This is a genomic window from Thermomonas sp. (assembly GCF_020850895.1).
Taxonomy (GTDB): domain Bacteria; phylum Pseudomonadota; class Gammaproteobacteria; order Xanthomonadales; family Xanthomonadaceae; genus Thermomonas.
In genome coordinates, this window is the sequence record NZ_JADZDS010000110.1 from 1 (window position 1) to 19,310 (window position 19,310).

General features: G+C 64.9%; 16 protein-coding genes. 5 read left to right on the forward strand and 11 right to left on the reverse strand.

Features of this window, described 5'->3' with window-relative positions; translation table 11 throughout:
* Positions 1-177 precede the first annotated feature (177 nt).
* From purF to IT472_RS09945, 4 genes are all read right to left on the reverse strand, one after another.
* Complete coding sequence (gene purF / locus IT472_RS09930; protein ID WP_297181334.1) at positions 178-1,647, reverse strand: amidophosphoribosyltransferase; 1,470 nt, start codon at positions 1,645-1,647, stop codon at positions 178-180.
* A gap of 27 nt (positions 1,648-1,674) precedes the next feature.
* Positions 1,675-2,670: an SPOR domain-containing protein gene (locus IT472_RS09935; protein ID WP_297181367.1), complete on the reverse strand. Its 996-nt coding sequence runs from the start codon at positions 2,668-2,670 to the stop codon at positions 1,675-1,677.
* Between the two features lie 59 nt (positions 2,671-2,729).
* The gene (folC, locus tag IT472_RS09940; protein ID WP_297181335.1) at positions 2,730-4,004 is read right to left on the reverse strand and encodes a bifunctional tetrahydrofolate synthase/dihydrofolate synthase; all 1,275 of its coding nucleotides are present in this window, start codon (positions 4,002-4,004) and stop codon (positions 2,730-2,732) included.
* 304 nt (positions 4,005-4,308) lie between these two features.
* Entirely contained in the window at positions 4,309-4,959 is a 651-nt protein-coding gene (locus IT472_RS09945) for a histidine phosphatase family protein (protein ID WP_297181336.1), read from the reverse strand.
* A 101-nt stretch (positions 4,960-5,060) separates the two neighbouring features.
* Here IT472_RS09945 and IT472_RS09950 point away from each other — a divergent pair, with 101 nt between their 5' ends.
* Positions 5,061-5,456: a DUF3224 domain-containing protein gene (locus IT472_RS09950; protein WP_297181337.1), complete on the forward strand. Its 396-nt coding sequence runs from the start codon at positions 5,061-5,063 to the stop codon at positions 5,454-5,456.
* Between the two features lie 78 nt (positions 5,457-5,534).
* On the opposite strand, the gene IT472_RS09955 is transcribed toward IT472_RS09950, so the two are convergent.
* Positions 5,535-7,703 (reverse strand): S46 family peptidase, encoded by a 2,169-nt coding sequence (locus IT472_RS09955; RefSeq protein WP_297181338.1) that lies wholly within the window; start codon positions 7,701-7,703, stop codon positions 5,535-5,537.
* A gap of 43 nt (positions 7,704-7,746) precedes the next feature.
* On the reverse strand, positions 7,747-9,897 hold the full coding sequence (locus tag IT472_RS09960) for a S46 family peptidase (RefSeq protein ID WP_297181339.1): 2,151 nt from the start codon (positions 9,895-9,897) through the stop codon (positions 7,747-7,749).
* A gap of 132 nt (positions 9,898-10,029) precedes the next feature.
* On the opposite strand from IT472_RS09960, the gene tdh reads away from it, so the two are divergent.
* Positions 10,030-11,067: an L-threonine 3-dehydrogenase gene (gene tdh, locus IT472_RS09965; protein WP_297181340.1), complete on the forward strand. Its 1,038-nt coding sequence runs from the start codon at positions 10,030-10,032 to the stop codon at positions 11,065-11,067.
* A gap of 160 nt (positions 11,068-11,227) precedes the next feature.
* Here tdh and IT472_RS09970 read toward each other — a convergent pair whose 3' ends face one another.
* Positions 11,228-12,532: a hypothetical protein gene (locus IT472_RS09970; protein ID WP_297181341.1), complete on the reverse strand. Its 1,305-nt coding sequence runs from the start codon at positions 12,530-12,532 to the stop codon at positions 11,228-11,230.
* A 261-nt stretch (positions 12,533-12,793) separates the two neighbouring features.
* On the opposite strand from IT472_RS09970, the gene kbl reads away from it, so the two are divergent.
* Complete coding sequence (gene kbl, locus IT472_RS09975) at positions 12,794-13,993, forward strand: glycine C-acetyltransferase (protein WP_297181342.1); 1,200 nt, start codon at positions 12,794-12,796, stop codon at positions 13,991-13,993.
* Positions 13,994-14,062: 69 nt separating this feature from the next.
* Here kbl and IT472_RS09980 read toward each other — a convergent pair whose 3' ends face one another.
* Together IT472_RS09980 and IT472_RS09985 are read right to left on the reverse strand one after the other, a co-directional pair.
* Positions 14,063-14,506, reverse strand: coding sequence for a hypothetical protein (locus IT472_RS09980; protein ID WP_297181343.1), 444 nt, complete (start codon positions 14,504-14,506; stop codon positions 14,063-14,065).
* Between the two features lie 205 nt (positions 14,507-14,711).
* Positions 14,712-15,788 carry an OmpA family protein gene (locus tag IT472_RS09985; protein WP_343231827.1) on the reverse strand — a complete coding sequence of 359 codons (1,077 nt, stop codon included), beginning with the start codon at positions 15,786-15,788 and terminating at the stop codon, positions 14,712-14,714.
* Between the two features lie 592 nt (positions 15,789-16,380).
* On the opposite strand from IT472_RS09985, the gene IT472_RS09990 reads away from it, so the two are divergent.
* A complete protein-coding gene (locus tag IT472_RS09990) occupies positions 16,381-16,839 on the forward strand; it encodes a cell wall hydrolase (protein ID WP_297181344.1) in 459 nt (152 codons plus the stop codon).
* Positions 16,840-16,912: 73 nt separating this feature from the next.
* Complete coding sequence (locus IT472_RS09995; RefSeq protein WP_297181345.1) at positions 16,913-17,524, forward strand: glutathione S-transferase N-terminal domain-containing protein; 612 nt, start codon at positions 16,913-16,915, stop codon at positions 17,522-17,524.
* A 61-nt stretch (positions 17,525-17,585) separates the two neighbouring features.
* Here the strand turns inward: IT472_RS09995 and IT472_RS10000 are convergent, their stop codons facing one another.
* Together IT472_RS10000 and prpC are read right to left on the reverse strand one after the other, a co-directional pair.
* Positions 17,586-18,044: a two pore domain potassium channel family protein gene (locus IT472_RS10000; protein WP_297181346.1), complete on the reverse strand. Its 459-nt coding sequence runs from the start codon at positions 18,042-18,044 to the stop codon at positions 17,586-17,588.
* Positions 18,044-19,195: a 2-methylcitrate synthase gene (gene prpC / locus IT472_RS10005; RefSeq protein WP_297181347.1), complete on the reverse strand. Its 1,152-nt coding sequence runs from the start codon at positions 19,193-19,195 to the stop codon at positions 18,044-18,046. Before prpC ends, IT472_RS10000 begins: the two co-directional genes overlap by 1 nt.
* Positions 19,196-19,310: the final 115 nt, after the last annotated feature.

Consider the following 19,310-nt stretch of genomic DNA (forward strand, 5'->3'; position numbering starts at 1 on the left):
GGCCGGCTGGCCTGCTCAACCGCGCCACGCTTGAACTCCTCACTGAACTTCCTTCGCATTGACATGAACACTCCTCATGGCCTCGATCGGCCTTCTTGTAAGTGTCCGTGAAAACGGGGGTGAACCCCCCGGAGGGAGAGGGGCTCAAAGCGATCGCCCACCCGAAGGGAGAGGGGCTTACGAAGCCCGCCGCTTCTTCTTCGCCTCATCCGACCGCATCTGCTTGAGCCGCTCGAAATACCCCGCTTCGATGCCGGTGACGTACTCGCCGCTGAAGCAGGAACTGTCGAACTTGCGGCCCGGGAATTTCGGCCCGGCCACCGCGACCTCGAGATCGGCCAGGTCCTGGTAGACCAACCAATCGCAGCCCAGCAAGGTTTCGATGTCCTGCTCGGTGCGCCCATGTGCCACCAACTCTTCGCTGGAGGGCATGTCGATGCCATACACGTTCGGGTAGCGCACCGGCGGTGCGGCCGAGGCCAGATACACCTTCTTGGCACCGGCATCGCGAGCCATCTGCACGATCTGCTGACTGGTGGTTCCGCGCACGATGGAATCGTCCACCAGCAGTACCACGCGATTGCGGAACTCCAGTGGAATGGGGTTGAGCTTGCGCCTAACCGACTTTGCCCGTTCGCTCTGCCCCGGCATGATGAAGGTGCGCCCGACGTAGCGGTTCTTGATGAAGCCCTCGCGGTACTTCACGCCCAGCACATTGGCGATCTCCAACGCGGAATCACGACTGGTGTCGGGGATCGGGATCACCACGTCGATGCCGTGGTCCGGGCGTAGGCGCAGGATCTTCTCGCCCAGGGTCACGCCCATGCGCATCCGCGCCTTGTGCACCGAAATGTTCTCGATCAGCGAATCGGGACGGGCGAAATAGACGTATTCGAAAATGCACGGTGCATGCTTGCCGGGCATCGCGCATTGGCGCGCATGCAGCAGGCCTTCATTGGTGATCACGATGCCCTCGCCCGGTTCCACGTCGCGCAGGCGTTCGAATCCGAGGATGTCGAGCGCGGCCGATTCGGAGGCGACCATGTATTCGTCGCCATCGTCCACGCTGCGCCTGCCGAGCACCAGTGGGCGAATGCCGTTGGGATCGCGGAATGCCACCAACCCCAGACCCAGCACCGTGCACACCACGGCATAGCCACCGCACACGCGTCGGTTCACGCCGTCCAGCGCGGCGAACACCGCCTCCGGCGTCGGCGCGTGGTGCCGATCCAGCTCATGTGCAAACACATTCAACAGGACTTCCGAATCGGAGCCGGTGTTGACGTTACGGCGGTCCTGTTCGAACACTTCGTTGCGCAGCGCATCGGTATTGACCAGGTTGCCGTTGTGCGCCAGCGTGATTCCGAACGGTGAATTGACGTAGAACGGCTGCGCCTCGTCGCTTCCCTCGCTGCCGGCGGTCGGATAGCGACAGTGTGCGATGCCAACCCGGCCGCGCAGCAGCCCCATCGACTCAAGACCGAACACGTCGCGCACCAAGCCGTTGCCCTTGTGCACGCGCAGGCGGGTGCCGTCCACGGTGGCGATGCCGGCCGCGTCCTGACCGCGGTGCTGGAGAACCGTCAGTGCGTCATACAGCAGGCCCGCGACTTCACCCCGACCAACGATTCCAACGATGCCACACATGGCCGTGATTCCCGTGGTTAAGCGTGCTCAGGGGTGGGGACGAACCATGCCGTCCTTGCCGGTCTTGGCCTTGACCTGCGCCTTGAGCGCATCGGCTTCGGCGCGGGTCATGACCGGACCGACACGCACCCGGGTCAGGGTTCCGCGCTCACTTGGCACAGTGTCCGTGAATGCGTTGAAACCCGATTTGCGCATGGCATCGCGCAGGGCTGTGGCATCCTGGGCCGACGCAAATGCCCCGATCTGGACCACGAAACCGGTACCGGCGGCATTCGCCGGCGGCGTCCGTGCAGGTTCGGCAGCTGGCGTTGCAGCCGGTGTTGCCGCGGGTTCCGGTTGGGCGGAAGCGGGTTTGGCGGCAACAGCGGCAGGTGCCGGCTTGGGCGCTTCGGCAACCGGTTTGGCCGGTGTGACGGCAGGTGACGCAACTGCAACGGCAGGCGTCGCTGTTGTGGGTGTCGTTGCCGAAGTTCCGGTTGCCGCTGGCGTGGCAGCATCGAGAGCCACGACCTTGGCGGCCACGGACGGGTTCACCTGGCCCGCGCGGATCCGCGCGGACTCTGCCATCGCCTGATCGGCAAACGGCCCGATCCGCACGCGCTGGACATCACGATTGCCGACTGCAACCTGTTCCCGATGCCCGGGCAAACCGGCCGCCCGCAGTGCCGCAACAACTTTGTCGGCATCCGCCGCATTCCTGTAACTGCCGAACTCCACGACAAAATCACCGGCAGCCACGGCCTCGAGTGGCGGCGCGGTCTGTTGCGAGGCTGTCGGCTGGCCCGGCTCGGGAGTCGGCATTCCGGTCACCCCGCCCGCGGGAACCGCGCCGATTGGAGCATCCAGCGGCAAATCCTCGGTCACCCGATCGCTGTTGGGTTGCGGCTCGGGTGGCATGCGCAGGGATACGCCTGAAACCCCGCTGTCCGGGGCCGGGCCCTTGACCAGCAGCGGCAGGAAGATCACCGCCAGCGCAATCAGCACCACCGCGCCGATCAGGCGCTGCTTCAACGAGACATCCATCGCCATGGGGGGACCGAAACCGCTGGGGGAAACGGGATTATACCGACAGCGAAGCCCGCTCAACCTGCGACATCAAGCAGCCGCAATGCCACCGCCGCGACATGGAACGAGCCGAACACCAGCAGCCGATCTCCAGGCGCGGCTTCCGCCAAGGCCGCAGCCAATGCCGACGCGACCTCCGGGAATCGCCGCCCGGCCGCGGCTGGCGTGGCGCGCAGGCGATCTGCCAGCGCATCCACCTCCATGCCGCGCACGCCGGCGTCGCGCAGGCCGGCCAGATACCACGCATCCACGCCGGATGCCGCCAGCGCATCGACCACGCCCGCGGCATCCTTGTCTGACAACGCCCCGAACACCGCTAGCGTGCGTTTGCACGGTTGCGCACGCAGCCATTCGGCCAAGGCCTGTGCCGCCTGCGGGTTGTGGGCGACGTCGACCCACACCTCGACGCCATCGCGCTCAAAACGCTGCAAGCGTCCAGCCACCTGCGCCTGTGCCACGCCGCGTTCGAGGGCGCCGATTTCCAGCCGCAGCCGCAACGCCCGCAGGGCAGCGATGGCACAGGCTGCGTTGCGCAGTTGCACCGGCGCCGCCTGCCCGCCCATCGGCAAGGGCAAGTCGACGGCATAACCGACCTCGCGCCAACGCCAGTGCGCGGCATCGACCGGCTCCGCGAAGAAATCGCTGCCAAACCGCCACGCCGGCGCGCCGATCGCGTAGGCATGCCGCAGCACGCTGGCGGGCGGATCGATATCACCCAGCACCAGCGGCTTGAACGCCCGCGCGATGCCTGCCTTTTCATGGCCAATCGACTCGACGTCGTCGCCCAGCCAATCCTGATGATCGAGGCCGACGGTAGTGATGATCGCAGCATCGGCATCGACCAGATTGACCGCATCCAACCGACCACCCAGACCGACTTCCAGCACGACCAGATCCAGGTTCGCGCGCTCGAACAGCCACAGCGCGCACAGGCTGCCGTATTCGAAATAGGTCAGCAGGGTTTCGCCGCGCGCCGCCTCGACCGCCTCGAAGCCCGCCACCAGCGCTGCATCTTCGGCATCGTTGCCGTCAATCCGCACGCGCTCGTTGTAGCGCAGCAAATGCGGCGAGGTGTAAGCCCCCACGCGCAGGCCCTGCGCACGCGCAATGGCCTCGACGAAGGCCACCGTCGAACCCTTGCCATTGGTCCCGCCGACCGTGATCACGCGCTTGGCCGGACGCTTCAGGCCCATCCGCTGCGCGACGTCGCTCACGCGATCCAGGCCCATCTCGATGGATTTCGGATGCTGGCGTTCGATGAACTCAAGCCAGTCAATGAGTGATTTCGCCATGCGACATTGTAGGGTCGCGTCGGCTTGCCACCCCGGCCGGTAGCGTTCGAGCGCGCCATGGATGGCGCACGTCCGCGCATCGGAGCCGGAAGCAAAGCCTGAGGCAACGCTGATTTGGTCGGCGTTGCCTGCCGACCATGGATGGTCGGCCGCGGATCGATCATCGACGTGATTGATCCGCGTGAGTTGCATCCGGGCATGCGCCGGACGCAGCGTGTGCTGACACGTCCAGGAGGGACGTGTTCAGCATTGCCCTAAGCAGCGAACGCGTGGGCCGGGGCGGCAAGCCAACGCGTTAGGTGCATCACAGCGCCCGGTGCTTGGCTTCCCCGAACAGCCCGGTGTGGTGGCTGCAGTCATTCAGGCGCACCACCTCCAGCGCATCGACGGACGCACCTTCGAGCAGGTTGAGCGTCGCCGGCGCCTGCCGGAACGTCCACAGCCGTGCCAGCGGGATCCCCAGCACCTTGCACAGCAAGACGCGATTGACTGCGTCATGGGCGACGATCAACACGGTGTCGTGGTCGCCGAGGCCAGCGCAGGCACGCTCGAGCGCTGGCCACGCGCGGCCCAACACCTGCGCCAGCGATTCGCCACCCGGCCCCGGCATCTGCACGGTGTCGGGCGCGTCACGCCAGGCCTGCAAACGCCCTGGATCACGCTGCTGGATTTCACTGGCGAGCAGGCCTTCCCAATCGCCGTGCCCGATTTCGAGGAATCCCGGATCAAAGCCAAGCTGCTGCGCGCGCGCCACGCCCAGCCCCGCGCGCGCGGTGGCGGCGGCGCGCGACAGCGGCGAAGCGACGGCACGGTCGATGCGAACATCGGCCAAGCGCTCGCCGAGGCTGCGTGCCTGCTGCTGGCCCACCTCGGACAAGGGAATATCCACCTGGCCTTGGTAGCGGCCTTCGGCATTCCAGGGCGTTTCCCCGTGACGGGCGAGCAGGATCTTCATGACACGACCGGATGCGATTTGTGCGGCGCACAAGACTAGCAGAAGCCTCCGCGACGCGCGGAAGCCTGTACCCTGAACGGATCATCATCAGGACGTAGGCCATGCAAGCCAAGGGCACATTCGAGGTCAAGCGTATCCCGCAGGGTGAACTCGACGTCGGTGGTGGCGCCAGCATCGGCCATTCCCGCTTCGAGAAGCGCTTCCACGGCCCGCTGGACGCCGACAGCGTGGTGCAGATGCTGGCACTGATGTCACCGGTGCCCGGCTCCGGCGCCTATGTGGCGATCGAGCGCATCGAAGGCCGTCTCGACGACCGCAGCGGCAGCTTCCACCTCCAGCACAACGGCACGATGGACCGCGGGCAGCCTTCGCTGACGGTCAGCGTCGTCCCCGACAGCGGCACCGGCGAGCTCACCGGCCTGCGCGGACAGCTCGCCATCGACATCATCGACGGCAAGCATTTCTATACCTTCGACTACACCCTGGACGAAGGCTGACCACGGCGTTCGCGGCGCCACGTGCGCACGCAGCGGCCAACCTGACCGCATGCGTGCATCCGTACCCCGCGCGCGACGTTACTTTGCAGGAATACGCATTTCCTGCAGCAGCCGGGGCGCCGGCATGACCTCCTGCATCACCCAGCGCATGTAGCGCTGATCGACGGAGATCATTCGTGTCAGCACCGGATCGAACACCCAGTTGCTAGCAACCGACTCGAGGGTGCCGTCGAACGCCAGTCCGACCAGACGCCCGTCCGCATCCAACACCGGCGAACCTGAATTGCCGCCCGTGATGTCCAGGTCGGACAGGAAGTTCACCGGCACGGTGCCCAGCCGGTCATCCGCCAGCCCGCCATAGCGCCTGGCCGCAACCGCGTCGAGCAGCGCCTGAGGGCTGTCGAAGGGTTCGCTGCCGGTGCTCTTGGCCGCGACTTGTTCAAGCAGGGTGAACGGCGTCTGCACGCTGCCATCGAGCTTGGTGTAGCCACGCACATGGCCGAAGGTGATCCGCAGCGAGGAGTTGGCGTCTGGGTAAATGGCCTCGCCCTTGCTCTTGCGGTAGTCCGCAACCGCTTGCAGGTAACGCGGCGTGGCCAGCAGCATCTCACCGGTGCGGGTCTTGGCCTGGCGCTCCATCTCCAACAGGGTCGGCATGATGGCCACCGCATAGCGGATCGCCGGATCATCGCTGGCCTCGAATGCAGCTTTGTCCGCGCGCAGCCACTTCAGGCGTTCGTCCAGCACCCCGAGCTTGCTGCCATCCAACCGGGAAAGCGCACGCTCCACCGCGACGCGGTCGCCCCCACCCAGCCAGCCATCCACGGCCGCGACATGCCGGTCCGACGGCAGCGCCACGTAACGGTTCAGCCAATACGCCTGCAACTGACGGTCCATCGTCGGGTCGTAGCGTCGATCCATCTGCCGCAGGCCACCTTCGATCATCGGCAGGTCGCGGTCCTGATAGCCGCTTTCGCGCTGCGCGTCCGGCTTTTGGCGCTCGATCGCAAGGCGATACAGGCGCACGGCGCTGCCGATCAGGCCGGTGCCATTGAAATTGCCAACCACGAAATTGCGCTCCTGGGTGCGGGCGGATTCGCGGATCAGTGAAACCAAGCGCGTGTGTGCCTCCAGCGCCTCTTTGCCGCGCTGGCCCTGGGTCGCCAACCAAGCCAGCACCGCGGCCTCCTCGCGCTGCTTGATGCCAAGCACGTTGTTGCGGCGAAAGCCTTCCAGCTGGCCTTCGAAGTTCTTCATCGTGTTGTTCCAGCCGGCCATGTTCGCGGCGTACTTCACCGCGATCTCCGGATTGGACTTGCCCGCGGCCTCCACCAGCGCGATCTGGTCGCGGTAAGCCTGGGCAATGGTCGGATAGGTCCAGTTCTGGGTGTTCTCGAACTGGGCGACGGTGGCGTAGCGATCGGTACGCCCCGGATAGCCTGCAACCATCACGAAGTCGCCCGCGCCCAGCGGCCGATCGGCGATCTTGAGCCAATGCTTTGGCTGGTAGGGCACGTTGTCCGGCGAGAATGCCGCCGGTTTGCCGTCCTTGCCGACGTAGGCGCGATAGAACGAAAAATCCCCGGTGTGGCGTGGCCACATCCAGTTGTCGATATCGCCACCGAACTTGCCGATCCCGGATGGTGGCGCATACGCCAAGCGCACGTCGCGGATCTCGATGTTCCTGAACAAGCGATAGGTGTTGCCGCCCATGAAACTGTAGACGCGGCAGCGGTAACCGGGCTCGGCTTCGCACTGGCTGGTGAGCTTCTTCTCGAAGGCCTCGAGGGCGTCGACGCGCTTGACCGGATCCTCCCCGGCCGAAGCAATCGCTGCACGCGCCTGCTCGGTGACGTCGGTGATCGACTCCAGCACGTAGATGCGCGCGTTCGGACCGGCGCTCAGTTCATCACGAAGGGTCGGCGCGCTGAAGCCATCGCGGATCAGGTTCTTTTCGGCTGTGGAATTGAGCTGGATCGCACCATAGGCACAGTGATGGTTGGTTGCCACCAGACCCTGCGGCGAAACAAAGCTCGCCGTGCAACCGCCCAGCGACACCACGGCCCCCATCGGATCGCCGGTCAGATCGGCCAACTGCCGCGGGTCCAAGCGCAGCCCTGCCTGTTTCAACTGGCCGGCGATCTCCGGCAGCTGCTGCGGCACCCACATGCCTTCGTCGGCCTGGACAAGAGTGGATAGGCTGAGAATCGCCGCGGAAAGGCCCGCAGCCAACAGTGTCTTTTTCATGGTTCCGTCCTTCATGGGCATCAGGTGCACGTTGTGTTCGTCTTCACTCTGGGGGCAGCCGCATTTCCTGCAGCAGCCGCGGCGCAGGATAGACCTTGGCCAGCAGCCAACGCAGGTAGCGCATATCAACGTGAATCGCACGCTTGTAGCGCGGGTCGTACATCCAGCTGGCGCTGACCGCTTCCCAGTTGGAATCGAAGTTCAGCCCGATCAGCCGCCCCTGCGCGTCCAGTACCGGCGAGCCGGAATTGCCGCCGGTGGTGTCGAGGTTGGTGAGGAAATCGACGGTCTGGGTCTTCAGTTCGGGGTCGGCGGTGCTGCCGAAATCACCGCGCGCAATCGCGTCCAGCAGGGGCTTGGGCGCATCGAAGGGCACCACGCCGGTGTGCTTCTCGACGATTCCGGCCACCGTGGTCAGGGCACGGTAGTCCACGCCATCACGCGGACTGAGCGTGCTGACCCGGCCGAAACTGACGCGCAGGGTGGAATTGGCATCCGGATACACCGCGCGACCCTGCGACTGGCGATAGGCGATCAACGCCTGCATGTAGGCCGGCCGCAGTCGCAGCAATTCGCCCGCACGCTGCTTGGCTTCGTTCTCCAGCCGCAGCAGGGCCGGTTGCAGGGTCGCTGCGGCGCGCAGCAGCGGATCGGTCGCCGCCACCAATTGCGCTGAATCCAGATGCAGCGCCGCCAGGCGCGCGGCTTCATCACCGAGCTTGGTGCCGGCATAGAGCACGTCGAGGCGCGCAGCGGCCTCGGTCATGTCCTTGCCGAAGACGCTGTCGAATTCGGGCACCCGCTGCGCGACCGGCAGTGCGAAATAGCGCGCCAGTGCGAAGCGCAGGACTGCCTTCTCCACCTCCGGATCGTAGCGACGCTGCAGCTGCTTGAGGCCACCTTCGATCATCGCCTCGTCGCGCTGCTGGTAGCCGGACTCGCGCTGGGCATCCGGCTTGCCGCGCTCCAACGCCAGTCGCTGCAGTTGCACCGCCGCCCCCAGCAACCCCGGGCGCAGGAAGGACAGGACGAAATCGCGTTCGCGGCCCGCCTCAGCCGCATCCAGCTGCACCTGCAGCGCACGGATGTCCGCCAGCATCGCTTGCGCATCCGCCTGCCCCGACAACCACGCCAGCATCGCGTCCTCATCTGCACGTCGCACCCGGATGGCATCGCTGCGGCGCAAGCCTTCCAACTCGCCTTGCGCGCGCTTGAGGGTGTTCTTGTAGCTGGCCACGGTGGAGGCGTACAACACCACCTTGCCGGCATTGCCCGACGTTGCCTGCTCGATGGTTCGGATCAGGCCGTCATACATCGACACCCGACTGGGCAGCAGCCAGTCGATCTGGTTGGTGAACTCGGACGCGGTGCGGTGGCGGAAGGTCGTGCCCGGGTAACCCGCCACCATGGCGAAATCACCTTCACGAACCGGCGCCGTGGAAACCGTCAGCCAGGCCGGCGGCCGATACGGCACGTTGTCCTTCGAGAACGCCGCCGGCTTGCCGTCCTTGCCGACGTAGGCGCGATAGAAGCTGTAGTCACCGACGTGGCGGGGCCAGACGAAGTTGTCGATTTCATCGCCATAGTTGCCGATCGACACCGGAGGTGCGTTGACCAAGCGGATGTCCTTCAGCTCCAGCTGCTTGATCAGGTAGAACTCGCTGCCGTAGTACATGTCGGCCACGCTGCAGCGGTGCCCCGCATCCTGTTCGCAGGCAGCAACCGCCGCTTTCTTCGCGGCATCGACGGCATCGAAATAGGCGCGCCCGGTCTTGCCGCGCGCACCGTCGAGGATGCGGTCGGTCACCCGGTCGAAGGCCACGGTGACGTACACCCGGGCCGCAGGCCCAGCCGACACCTCGTCATCCAGCGCCGCGGCGTTGAATCCATCGCGGATCAGGTTGCGCTCGGGCGTGGAGTTGAGCTGGATCGCGCCCATCGCGCAATGGTGGTTGGTGACGATCAACCCCTGCTCCGAGACGAAGCTGGCGGTGCAGCCGCCCAGCGACACCACCGCCGCCAGCGGCGCTCGGGTCAGGTCGGCCAGCGCTGCCGGATCACCCCGGAATCCCGCGGCCATCAGTTGCGCCCGCAATTGCGGCAGTTGCGACGGCATCCACATGCCTTCGTCGGCATGGGCAGCCCCGGCAGCGAGGGTCAACGCGAGGGCGGCGGCGAGCGGGCGGCTGGGCATGGACGAACTCCTACGGTCACGGTCGCTGCGTATTAGACCACTCCCGGCACCGAATGCCGCGTGACCTCAGTCATGACAAGACCGAAACAGTGCCGGCGCTACAATGCATGCCTCCCACGACGAGCCATGAACATGTCGCAAGCCACCATGCGCGCGCTGGTCAAGCGCGATGCCAGCAAGGGCATCTGGATGGAACAGGTGCCGGTGCCCACGCCCGGCCCCAATGAGGTGCTGATCAAGCTGGAAAAGACCGCGATCTGCGGCACCGACCTGCACATCTACCTGTGGGACGAATGGAGCCAGCGCACGATCAAGCCGGGCCTGACCATCGGGCATGAGTTCGTCGGCCGGATCGTGCAGCTGGGTTCGGCGGTCAGCGGCTACGAGGTCGGCCAGCGCGTTTCCGCCGAAGGCCATATCGTCTGCGGCCACTGCCGCAACTGCCGCGGCGGGCGTCCGCACCTGTGCCCAAACACGGTTGGCATCGGCGTCAACCGCAACGGCGCCTTCGCCGAATACATGGCCATGCCGGTGTCCAACCTGTGGCCGATCCCGGACCAGATTCCGTCGGAGCTTGCTGCCTACTTCGACCCCTACGGCAATGCCGCGCACTGCGCGCTGGAATTCGACGTGATCGGCGAGGATGTGCTGATCACCGGCGCCGGCCCGATCGGGATCATTGCCGCCGGTATCTGCAAGCACATCGGTGCGCGCAACGTCGTCGTCACCGATGTCAATGATTTCCGCCTCAAGCTGGCCGCCGACATGGGCGCGACCCGGGTCGTGAACGTCGCCAACCAGTCGCTGAAGGACGTGATGGCCGACCTGCACATGGAAGGTTTCGACGTCGGCCTGGAGATGAGCGGCAATCCGCGCGCCTTCAACGACATGCTCGATTGCATGTACCACGGCGGCAAGATCGCGATGCTCGGGATCATGCCGAAGGGTGCAGGCTGCGACTGGGACAAGATCATCTTCAAGGGCCTGACTGTGCAGGGCATCTACGGCCGCAAGATGTACGAGACCTGGTACAAGATGACCCAACTGGTGCTGTCCGGCTTCCCGCTGGGCAAGGTATTGACCCACCAACTACCGATCGACGACTTCCAGAAGGGCTTCGACCTGATGGAAGCCGGCAAGGCCGGCAAAGTCGTGCTCAGCTGGAATTGATCGCGGCCTGGCCCAAGGCAACGCTGATGCAGTCGGCGTTGCCTGCCGACCATGGGTGGTCGGCCGCGGATCGATCATTGAAGTGATTGATCCGCGTGAGCTGCGTCCGGGAGGGACTTGTTCAGCATTGCACCAGGTCGGACCGGAGTCCGCCGACTGATCAAACGCCGGGCACGGTCGCACCGCCGTCTTGGGTACGTTCGATGTGATCAAGCTGGTCGTCGCTGTAACCGGCACCGGAAGCGAAGATCAGAAACTCGCGCGCCGCCCGGCGCGCCCTCGCGTCTGCACTGGCGTCACGCAAGGTGGCTTCCGCCGCAGGCGTGAACAATCGCTGCACATCGTCGTGTCCGGCATCGTGCAGATTGCGCAGGCGCACGAACAGGGCAACGCGTGCGGGCGCGTCAAGCTTGCCAACCGCTTCCCGCGCCTGCGACTGCAGTTCGATGAAGGCGGCTTCCGGCGTCGCCGGCTGGGGTTGCGGCAAACGCAAGCGCAACTTGCCGAAGCTGTCTGCGTAGAACCCGGTTTCGCGCGTCCATTGCAGGCGCTCGCCATTCACCAGCAAGGCGTCCGCCGGCGCACTGGCCGTGAGACGGCTGACGCGGTTGATGTCGTCGAGCATGGCTTGCGCGATATCGGCCGCATCACTGTTCACATGGCGGAGCATGCGCGGCAGGACATCGCTCCACCACGGCAGGGCCAGCAACGGCAACAGGATCAGCGCCCACAGCAGGACACCGGATTGCCCGGTGAGCAGACGTATCCCTGCACGCCATGCGAACACGCCGATCGCACCTAGGATCAGGGTAACGATGAGGCTGATGGTGCGATTCATCCCGCCAGTGCGGCGCGCCTCGACGATCCCGCTGGGCATGGGCAACGTTGGGCGGCGCGGATCGTAGCGCAGCGGGATGCCGGTATCGGTGCGGCTCCAGCTGGCAATGGCAAACGTGAGCGGCCGATCGTACTGTTCACGCAACGCAGCAAGCGCCGTGGTGGGTGCCGGCTTGCCCAGCATGAAGGTGTCGTAGGGCGGATGGGTGGACAGCCACTCCAGCGCCCGCTTCGACATCCGCATCTGCGGGATCTGGATACCTGATCCGTCGCGCAGGAAGGCGAACGGCACGCCGGGAGCCAACGTGTCCCAATTGTCGATACGGAAGTCATCGCTGAAGCTGAAGCGGTTGCCACAAAAGGCCCGCTGCCGTCCGCGACCACGTTCCGCGTAGGCAACCAGCACGCAAGCTTGGATCGTGGCGTAGGGCTGCCACCGTCGGCTGTCCTTGGGCAGCTTGGCTGGGTCGAAGTCGAGTGCCAGCCAGCCGTCAACGATGCGCCCGTGTGCCGTTGCAGTGAACGGGGCGTACCGGTGCGCATCCACCATCTGCTGCGGCCAGCACATCCACGCCACGGCGAGGAAGGTGCCACCGACCAGCAAGATGAAACCGGAGAGCAGCTTCATCAGAGGGGACGCTGCGAGCCCGACCAGGCGGTCAAGCCCCCATTCGCGCAGATCTGTCGCAAGCGTGTCATCCACGGGGGTCCGCGATGCCTCTGCCTGATCTTTCGGCGGATGCGGGGCCGGCATGGTTTCACCTCCGTGACCGCGAAGTGTAGGCAGGGCCCGCCTCGACTGGCAACGAAGACCGCCCATGAGGGTGCGCCTGACCAATGCGGAGAATCGGTTGCGCTAGACTCAGTGCCCCGCTCAAGGAAGTCACCCATGGACCACAGCACCGGCGATCGCTTCGCGTCCGAGCTCGCATCGATCCGCGCCCAGGGCCTCTACAAGTCCGAACGCATCATCACCAGTCCGCAGTCGGCCGAGATCACCCTCGCCGACGGCCGCACGGTGCTGAACTTCTGCGCCAACAACTACCTTGGGCTTGCCGACCATCCCGACATCATCGCCGCCGCCAAGTCCGCGCTCGACAGCCACGGTTTCGGCATGGCCTCGGTGCGCTTCATTTGCGGCACCCAGGACCTGCACAAGCAACTCGAACGCACCATTTCCGAGTTCTTCGGCAAGCAGGACACCATCCTGTACGCCGCCTGCTTCGATGCCAACGGCGGCCTGTTCGAGCCGCTGCTGGACGAGCACGACGCGATCATTTCCGACGCACTGAACCACGCCTCGATCATCGACGGTGTGCGCCTGTGCAAGGCCAAGCGCTACCGCTATGCCAACTGCAACATGGATGATCTGGAAGCGCAGCTCCAGCAGGCCAAGGCCGATGGCGCACGCACCATCCTGATTACCACCGACGGCGTGTTCTCGATGGATGGCTTCATCGCCCCGCTCGATGAGATCACCGCGCTGGCGGAAAAGTACGGCGCGCTGGTGCACATCGACGAATGCCATGCCACCGGCTTCCTCGGTGCGACCGGCCGCGGCAGCGCCGAGGTCAAGGGCGTGCTGGACAAGATCGACATCATCACCGGCACGCTCGGCAAGGCGATGGGCGGTGCCCTAGGCGGTTTCACCACCGCGCGCAGCGAAGTGATCGAGCTGCTGCGCCAGCGCTCGCGTCCCTACCTGTTCTCCAACTCGCTGCCGCCGCACGTGGCCGCCGCGGGAACCAAGGCCTTCGAAATGTTGTCCGCTGCGGGCGAACTGCGCGAACGACTGCGCGAGAACACCGCACATTTCCGCACGCGCATGACCGCCGCCGGTTTCGACATCAAACCGGGCGTGCATCCGATCTGCCCGGTGATGCTGTACGACGCGCCGCTGGCGCAGCGCTTCGCCGAGCGCCTGCTGGAAGAAGGCATCTATGCCATCGGTTTCTTCTTCCCGGTCGTCGCCAAGGGCCAGGCTCGCATCCGCACCCAGATGAGCGCTGCGCACACGCGCGAGCAACTGGATCGCGCGATCGATGCGTTTACCCGAATCGGACACGAGTTGGGCGTACTCGCCAACTGAAGACAGCACCGACAACCCGCAGGGACCTGCAGCGCCACCGTCGACGGTGGCAGGAGCCTTCCGGCTCGGTCAGGGCTTGGGCGCGTCGCTCGCCGCTGGTGGAGGAGTCGCCGTCGTGCTGGCGTCCCGGCGACCCACAACGCGCACTCCACGCGCCTTCAGCCATGCGTCGAATTCGTCCGCCGTCATGCGCTTGCCGTTCTGGGTCATGTTGAACCGCCACGGCCGGTTGTCGTACGCTGTCGCCGGCGTGTAGCCCGCGGGATCCGCCGAACCTGGCGCAGTTGGCGCAGGCGCCGCGGAAGTTGCCATCGCGCGACAACCGTCGATCCGGATCCGTGTGAGCACCCTGTCCACCGACAGCGACTCGTCATAGGCCTGGGCGAGTACGCCGCTGGCACCGCCCAGTTGGGTGGATGTCGGGGTCAGTTCACTGGCGACCGGAAAGATCCAGCTCGTATTGACCAAGGTGACCTGGTCAACCCGGCACGTTGCCCCGCCAGCCCAAGCCATTGCCGGCATGCCGAGCAAGCACATGATCCCGACAATTCCACGAATCCCCGACATCGCCAGACTCCCCGACCGTTGGTGCAAGTGTATGGGCGCGCTCATTGCACTGCAACATGCAAGCACATGCGCGCGCGATGCACGGCTTGCCTGAAAAACGAAGCCCGGCACACGGCCGGGCTTCGCCTGATGCTGTACGAACGCCCGGAACTTACTGGGTGTTCAACTCGGTGCGACGGTTGGTCTCGCTCTTGCAGCCCGGGAGGGTCTGCGAGGTCTGCTCCAGCGGACGGCTCTCGCCGTAGCCGACCGGACCCGCCAGACGCGAGGCATCCACGCCATTGCTGGTCAGGAAGTCGAACACGGTCCGTGCGCGCTTCTCCGACAGCCCTTGGTTGTAGGTGTCGGTGCCGCAGAGGTCGGTGTGACCGGCGACTTCGACCCGCAGGTCGGGATAGCGCTTCAGGATCTCGACCGCCTCGTTGAGGATCGCGACCGCATCCGGACGCAGCGTGGCCTTGTCGAAATCGAAGTTCACGCCCTTGAGGTCGATCGACACCGGCACCGGGCAGCCGTCCGGACCGATGGTCTGGCCAGCCTGCGAGTTCGGGCACTTGTCGTTGCAGTTGTTGACGCCGTCGCCGTCTTCATCGAGGTCGGCGCAGGTCTGCTGCGGCGGCGGTGCCTGGACGACCGCCGGGGCCGGATCCGGGCCGAGGGCGTAGGTCAGGCCAACCGAAGCCAGCACATCCAACTGGGCGTTCTGGTTCAGGTACGGACCCGGGTTGTACTCGTCGAAGTCGGAACGGGCGAACACCTCGGTACGGATGTCGAGGCGATCGTAGTCGAACTGCAAGCCCGCACCGAAGGTCAGGGCCGCATTCGATCCACGACGGCGCACGATCAACGGGCCGACATAGTACTGCTGCTCATGGCGCTGCCAGCCCAAGCCGGCGCGGACGTACGGCCAGAACTTGTCACCTTCGTCGCGGAAATGGTAGCGGCCGTCCAGCGAAATGCCGTACTGGCTCCAACGCAGGTCAGGGAAGCCGGACACGTCCGGGTTCTGGTAGTTCGCTTCCACGTCAAACGAGAGGTGCTGCGTGAAGAACTTGCCAAAGCCGAGTGTCGCGAACATCGCATCCTCGGTCCCGCGGCTTGAATCCTGGAAGTTCACACCGGTCGAACCGGTGACATACCAACGATCGTCATACTCCTGGGCAGACGCAGCCTGCGCCACCATGCCCAGGCCAACCACGAGGGCGGCACTGAGGAGTTTCTTGTTCATGTTTCAGCTCCTTGAGATATACCAAATGAAGAAACCGCGACGCAAAAAAAACGGGTGCCCCTATCACTCCGGTCCACATGCAAATCCGGGCACAAGGCAACCGTGCATATGAAGGCCGCGTTAACACTAACATAACAGTTCCACGATTGCCAAGCCTTCTTTCAAATCGCCGCGACACTTGCCTCTGCTGCCGCGGGACGGGGCGCCCCGGCAAGATCGAACAATCCGCCTGGGATCACGCCTGTTGGAAGCCAGTTTGGGATCTCGAGCAAAAACTCGACATGAATCAGCAAGTTCCACTCTGCCCGTTCAGCCCCGGTTCGAACTCGTGGGCTTAGTGTGCGCACTCCGGTTCGATTGACCCGCGATCCCCCGCGCTCGTATCGGAAACAGGGCAACCGGCCTTCGGCAGCAACCTTCGCCTCAGGACCGGCACAGGACACCATCAAGAGCGTCCGCCCAGCGCGCACCCGCGTGCAAGAGCATCCGGCCCTGTTCGGCCGAACTCTCTAATTCGCCATGACCCGACGTGCTTCCTCCCGGCCCTGTTCCGGCGAAGTGCGTCGCGCCGCAACGGAACAAGGAGTCCGACATGAAACTGGCGTGGATCCTCTGGCTTTCGCACGTCCTGCCGCAACCAGCCGCCGATTCGCTGTGCCTGTCGACCACGGTCTATCTGGAGGCCCGAGACCAGACCGCGCTTGGCCAGCAGGCGGTCGCCGAAGTTGCCCTGCGCCGCCGCGACAGCGGACTGTGGGGAAACAACCTGTGCGCGGTCGTGACAGCAAGGAAGCAATTCGCCCCCACGATCGTGTCCCCGCAAACCCGGCTGTCAAACACCGGCGCATGGGAAGACGCAGTAACGGTGGCGCTGGCATCGGAACGCAATTGGGCGCTGCCCATCGGCCAACGCAAGCAGATCGTTCCCGGAGCCAGCCATTTCGCGGCCACCGCCATCACTGGCCAGATCTGGCGTCATGCGAATCAAGTCGCCACGATCGGGGACCACACCTTCTACAGCGTGCCAGGCCTGCTCAAGCAACGCAGTTGATCAGGCTTCGCTTGGTCATTCCCTCTTCACCCGCGATGACGGATAGTGCCTGCCTGTCCAAAGGAGGCTCTCCATGAAGCTGTTCACCTCGCCCGGCGCCTGCTCGCTTGCCGACCACATCGTCCTGCAATGGATCGGCGCGCCGTTTGAAGCGCAGATCGTCACTCGCGAGCAGCGCGCAAGCCCCGAATACCGCGCCATCAACCCTGCCGGCGCGGTGCCGGCTCTGCAGGTCGGTGATTGGACGCTGACCCAGAACTCGGCAATCCTGCATTACCTGACCGACCGCTTCCCCGAAGCCGGCCTGTGCGGTGACGGCAGTCCCGAAAGCCGCGCCGAGGTCAACCGCTGGCTCGCCACCGTCAACGCCGACGTGCACCCCGCCTTCAAGCCGCTGTTCGGGGCCACGGCTTACCTGGAGGATGAAGGCGCGATCGCCAAGAGCCACGACAACGCACGCAAGCAGTTGCGGACCTATTTCGAACGTGTTGATGCACAGCTGGCCGACAAGGACTGGGTCACCGGCTCGCGCTCGATCGCCGACCCGTATTGGTTCGTCGTGACCCAGTGGGCGAAGAAGGTGGGTGTCGACCTTTCGGGGCTCGACAACCTCGCCCGCTTCGATGCCCACATGGCCGCCGATGCCGGCGTGCAGGCGGCGCAACGGGCAGAAGGATTGATCTGAGACCGGCCCCAGCGCACCAGCCCGGGAAAGGCCGCGTGCCCCGCGGCCTTTGTCTTTCTGCTCACTCCGTGCGCCAGTGGCGCTGCATCAGCAGGAACGCGAACGAAGCGGACCACGCCACAAGCACCAATCCGGTCAGTGCTTCCACGCTGGCGAGAATGCGTACTGCGCCCATTGGAACCAGCGTATCGAAGCCCAGCGAGGTGTACGACAGGCTCGACAGGAACAACGCTCCGTGCCACTTGAGGTGGACGATGCCCGCGACTGATCCGGTCCCCGGAAATTGCAGCAGGCCCCACCAGACCGTGCCGAATATGACGATCTGGAGCATGTGCAAGACCATGACACCGAAGATCGCCATCAGCACTTGCACCGGCTGACGTCGGCCGTGGGTGGTGTGGCCGTGGGCATAGCGCCACATCCGGTACAGGCCCTCGTAGTGCAACATCACGCAGAGCCCGGTCGCCAGCAAGGTTCCGGCGATGACGGCGAAGCTGCCTGCTGCACCACCCATCGGCATCAACGCTGGTCGATCGGCACGAACCTGCGATCCTCGGGGCCCGTGTAATTCGCGCTGGGTCGAATGATCTTGCCGTCGATGCGTTGTTCGATCACGTGCGCGCTCCAGCCGCTGGTGCGGGCGATCACGAACAGCGGGGTGAACATCGCGGTCGGCACGCCCATCATGTGGTAGCTGACGGCGCTGAACCAGTCGAGGTTCGGGAACATCTTCTTGATGTCCCACATCACCGATTCCAGGCGCTCGGCAATGGCGTACATCTTCATGTTGTCCTGCTCGGCCGAGAGCTGCCGCGCGACCTCCTTGATCACCTTGTTGCGCGGATCGGACACGGTGTAGACCGGGTGGCCGAAACCAATCACCACTTCCTTGCGCTCGACCCGCGCCTTGATGTCGGCCTCGGCCTCGTCGGGATTGTCATAGCGCTTCTGGATTTCGAACGCGACCTCGTTGGCACCGCCGTGCTTGGGCCCGCGCAGCGCGCCGATCCCGCCGGTGATGCAGGAATGCATGTCGCTGCCGGTGCCGGCGATGACACGACAGGTGAAGGTCGAGGCATTGAACTCGTGTTCGGCGTAGAGAATGAGCGAGGTGTGCATCGCCCGCACCCACGACTGCGGCGGCGGCTCGCCGTGCAGCAGATGCAGGAAGTGGCCACCGATGCTGTCGTCGTCGGTTTCCACGTCGATGACCCGGCCATTGTGGCTGTAGTGATACCAATACAGCAGCATCGAACCCAGCGAAGCCATCAGCTTGTCGGCAATGTCGCGCGCGCCGGGGTGGTTGTGGTCGTCCTTCTCCGGCGAGACGCAGCCGAGCACCGAGACGCCAGTGCGCATCACGTCCATCGGATGCGCCGATGGCGGCAACTCTTCGAGCGCGGCCTTGACTGCCGCCGGAATTCCGCGCAGCGCCTTCAACTTGGCCTTGTAGCCGCGAAGTTCAGCCTGATTCGGCAACTTGCCATGCACCAGCAGATGCGCGATTTCCTCGAACTCGCAGGTATTGGCGAAGTCGAGGATGTCGTAACCACGGTAGTGCAGGTCATTGCCACTGCGACCGACGGTGCACAGTTCAGTGTTGCCGGCGGCGGTTCCGCTCAGGGCGACGGACTTCTTGGGCTTGAAGCCGGGAGTGACGGTTTCCGACATGGCGTTGCTCCTGTTTGGATTCTGCTATTGCCGTCATTCCCGCGAAAGCGGGAATCCATGGACGTTGCCTTTGATTGTTACGCCGCAAGCAAACGCGCCTGGATTCCCGCTTTCG

Excerpts from the sequence above, each read along its gene's own strand:
- purF (WP_297181334.1), bottom strand. The coding sequence starts at position 1,647 with ATGTGTGGCATCGTTGGAATCGTTGGTCGGGGTGAAGTCGCGGGCCTG.
- IT472_RS09935 (WP_297181367.1), bottom strand. The coding sequence starts at position 2,670 with ATGGATGTCTCGTTGAAGCAGCGCCTGATCGGCGCGGTGGTGCTGATT.
- folC (WP_297181335.1), bottom strand. The coding sequence starts at position 4,004 with ATGGCGAAATCACTCATTGACTGGCTTGAGTTCATCGAACGCCAGCAT.
- IT472_RS09945 (WP_297181336.1), bottom strand. The coding sequence starts at position 4,959 with ATGAAGATCCTGCTCGCCCGTCACGGGGAAACGCCCTGGAATGCCGAA.
- IT472_RS09950 (WP_297181337.1), top strand. The coding sequence starts at position 5,061 with ATGCAAGCCAAGGGCACATTCGAGGTCAAGCGTATCCCGCAGGGTGAA.
- IT472_RS09955 (WP_297181338.1), bottom strand. The coding sequence starts at position 7,703 with ATGAAAAAGACACTGTTGGCTGCGGGCCTTTCCGCGGCGATTCTCAGC.
- IT472_RS09960 (WP_297181339.1), bottom strand. The coding sequence starts at position 9,897 with ATGCCCAGCCGCCCGCTCGCCGCCGCCCTCGCGTTGACCCTCGCTGCC.
- tdh (WP_297181340.1), top strand. The coding sequence starts at position 10,030 with ATGTCGCAAGCCACCATGCGCGCGCTGGTCAAGCGCGATGCCAGCAAG.
- IT472_RS09970 (WP_297181341.1), bottom strand. The coding sequence starts at position 12,532 with ATGAAGCTGCTCTCCGGTTTCATCTTGCTGGTCGGTGGCACCTTCCTC.
- kbl (WP_297181342.1), top strand. The coding sequence starts at position 12,794 with ATGGACCACAGCACCGGCGATCGCTTCGCGTCCGAGCTCGCATCGATC.
- IT472_RS09980 (WP_297181343.1), bottom strand. The coding sequence starts at position 14,506 with ATGGCTTGGGCTGGCGGGGCAACGTGCCGGGTTGACCAGGTCACCTTG.
- IT472_RS09985 (WP_343231827.1), bottom strand. The coding sequence starts at position 15,788 with ATGAACAAGAAACTCCTCAGTGCCGCCCTCGTGGTTGGCCTGGGCATG.
- IT472_RS09990 (WP_297181344.1), top strand. The coding sequence starts at position 16,381 with ATGAAACTGGCGTGGATCCTCTGGCTTTCGCACGTCCTGCCGCAACCA.
- IT472_RS09995 (WP_297181345.1), top strand. The coding sequence starts at position 16,913 with ATGAAGCTGTTCACCTCGCCCGGCGCCTGCTCGCTTGCCGACCACATC.
- IT472_RS10000 (WP_297181346.1), bottom strand. The coding sequence starts at position 18,044 with ATGCCGATGGGTGGTGCAGCAGGCAGCTTCGCCGTCATCGCCGGAACC.
- prpC (WP_297181347.1), bottom strand. The coding sequence starts at position 19,195 with ATGTCGGAAACCGTCACTCCCGGCTTCAAGCCCAAGAAGTCCGTCGCC.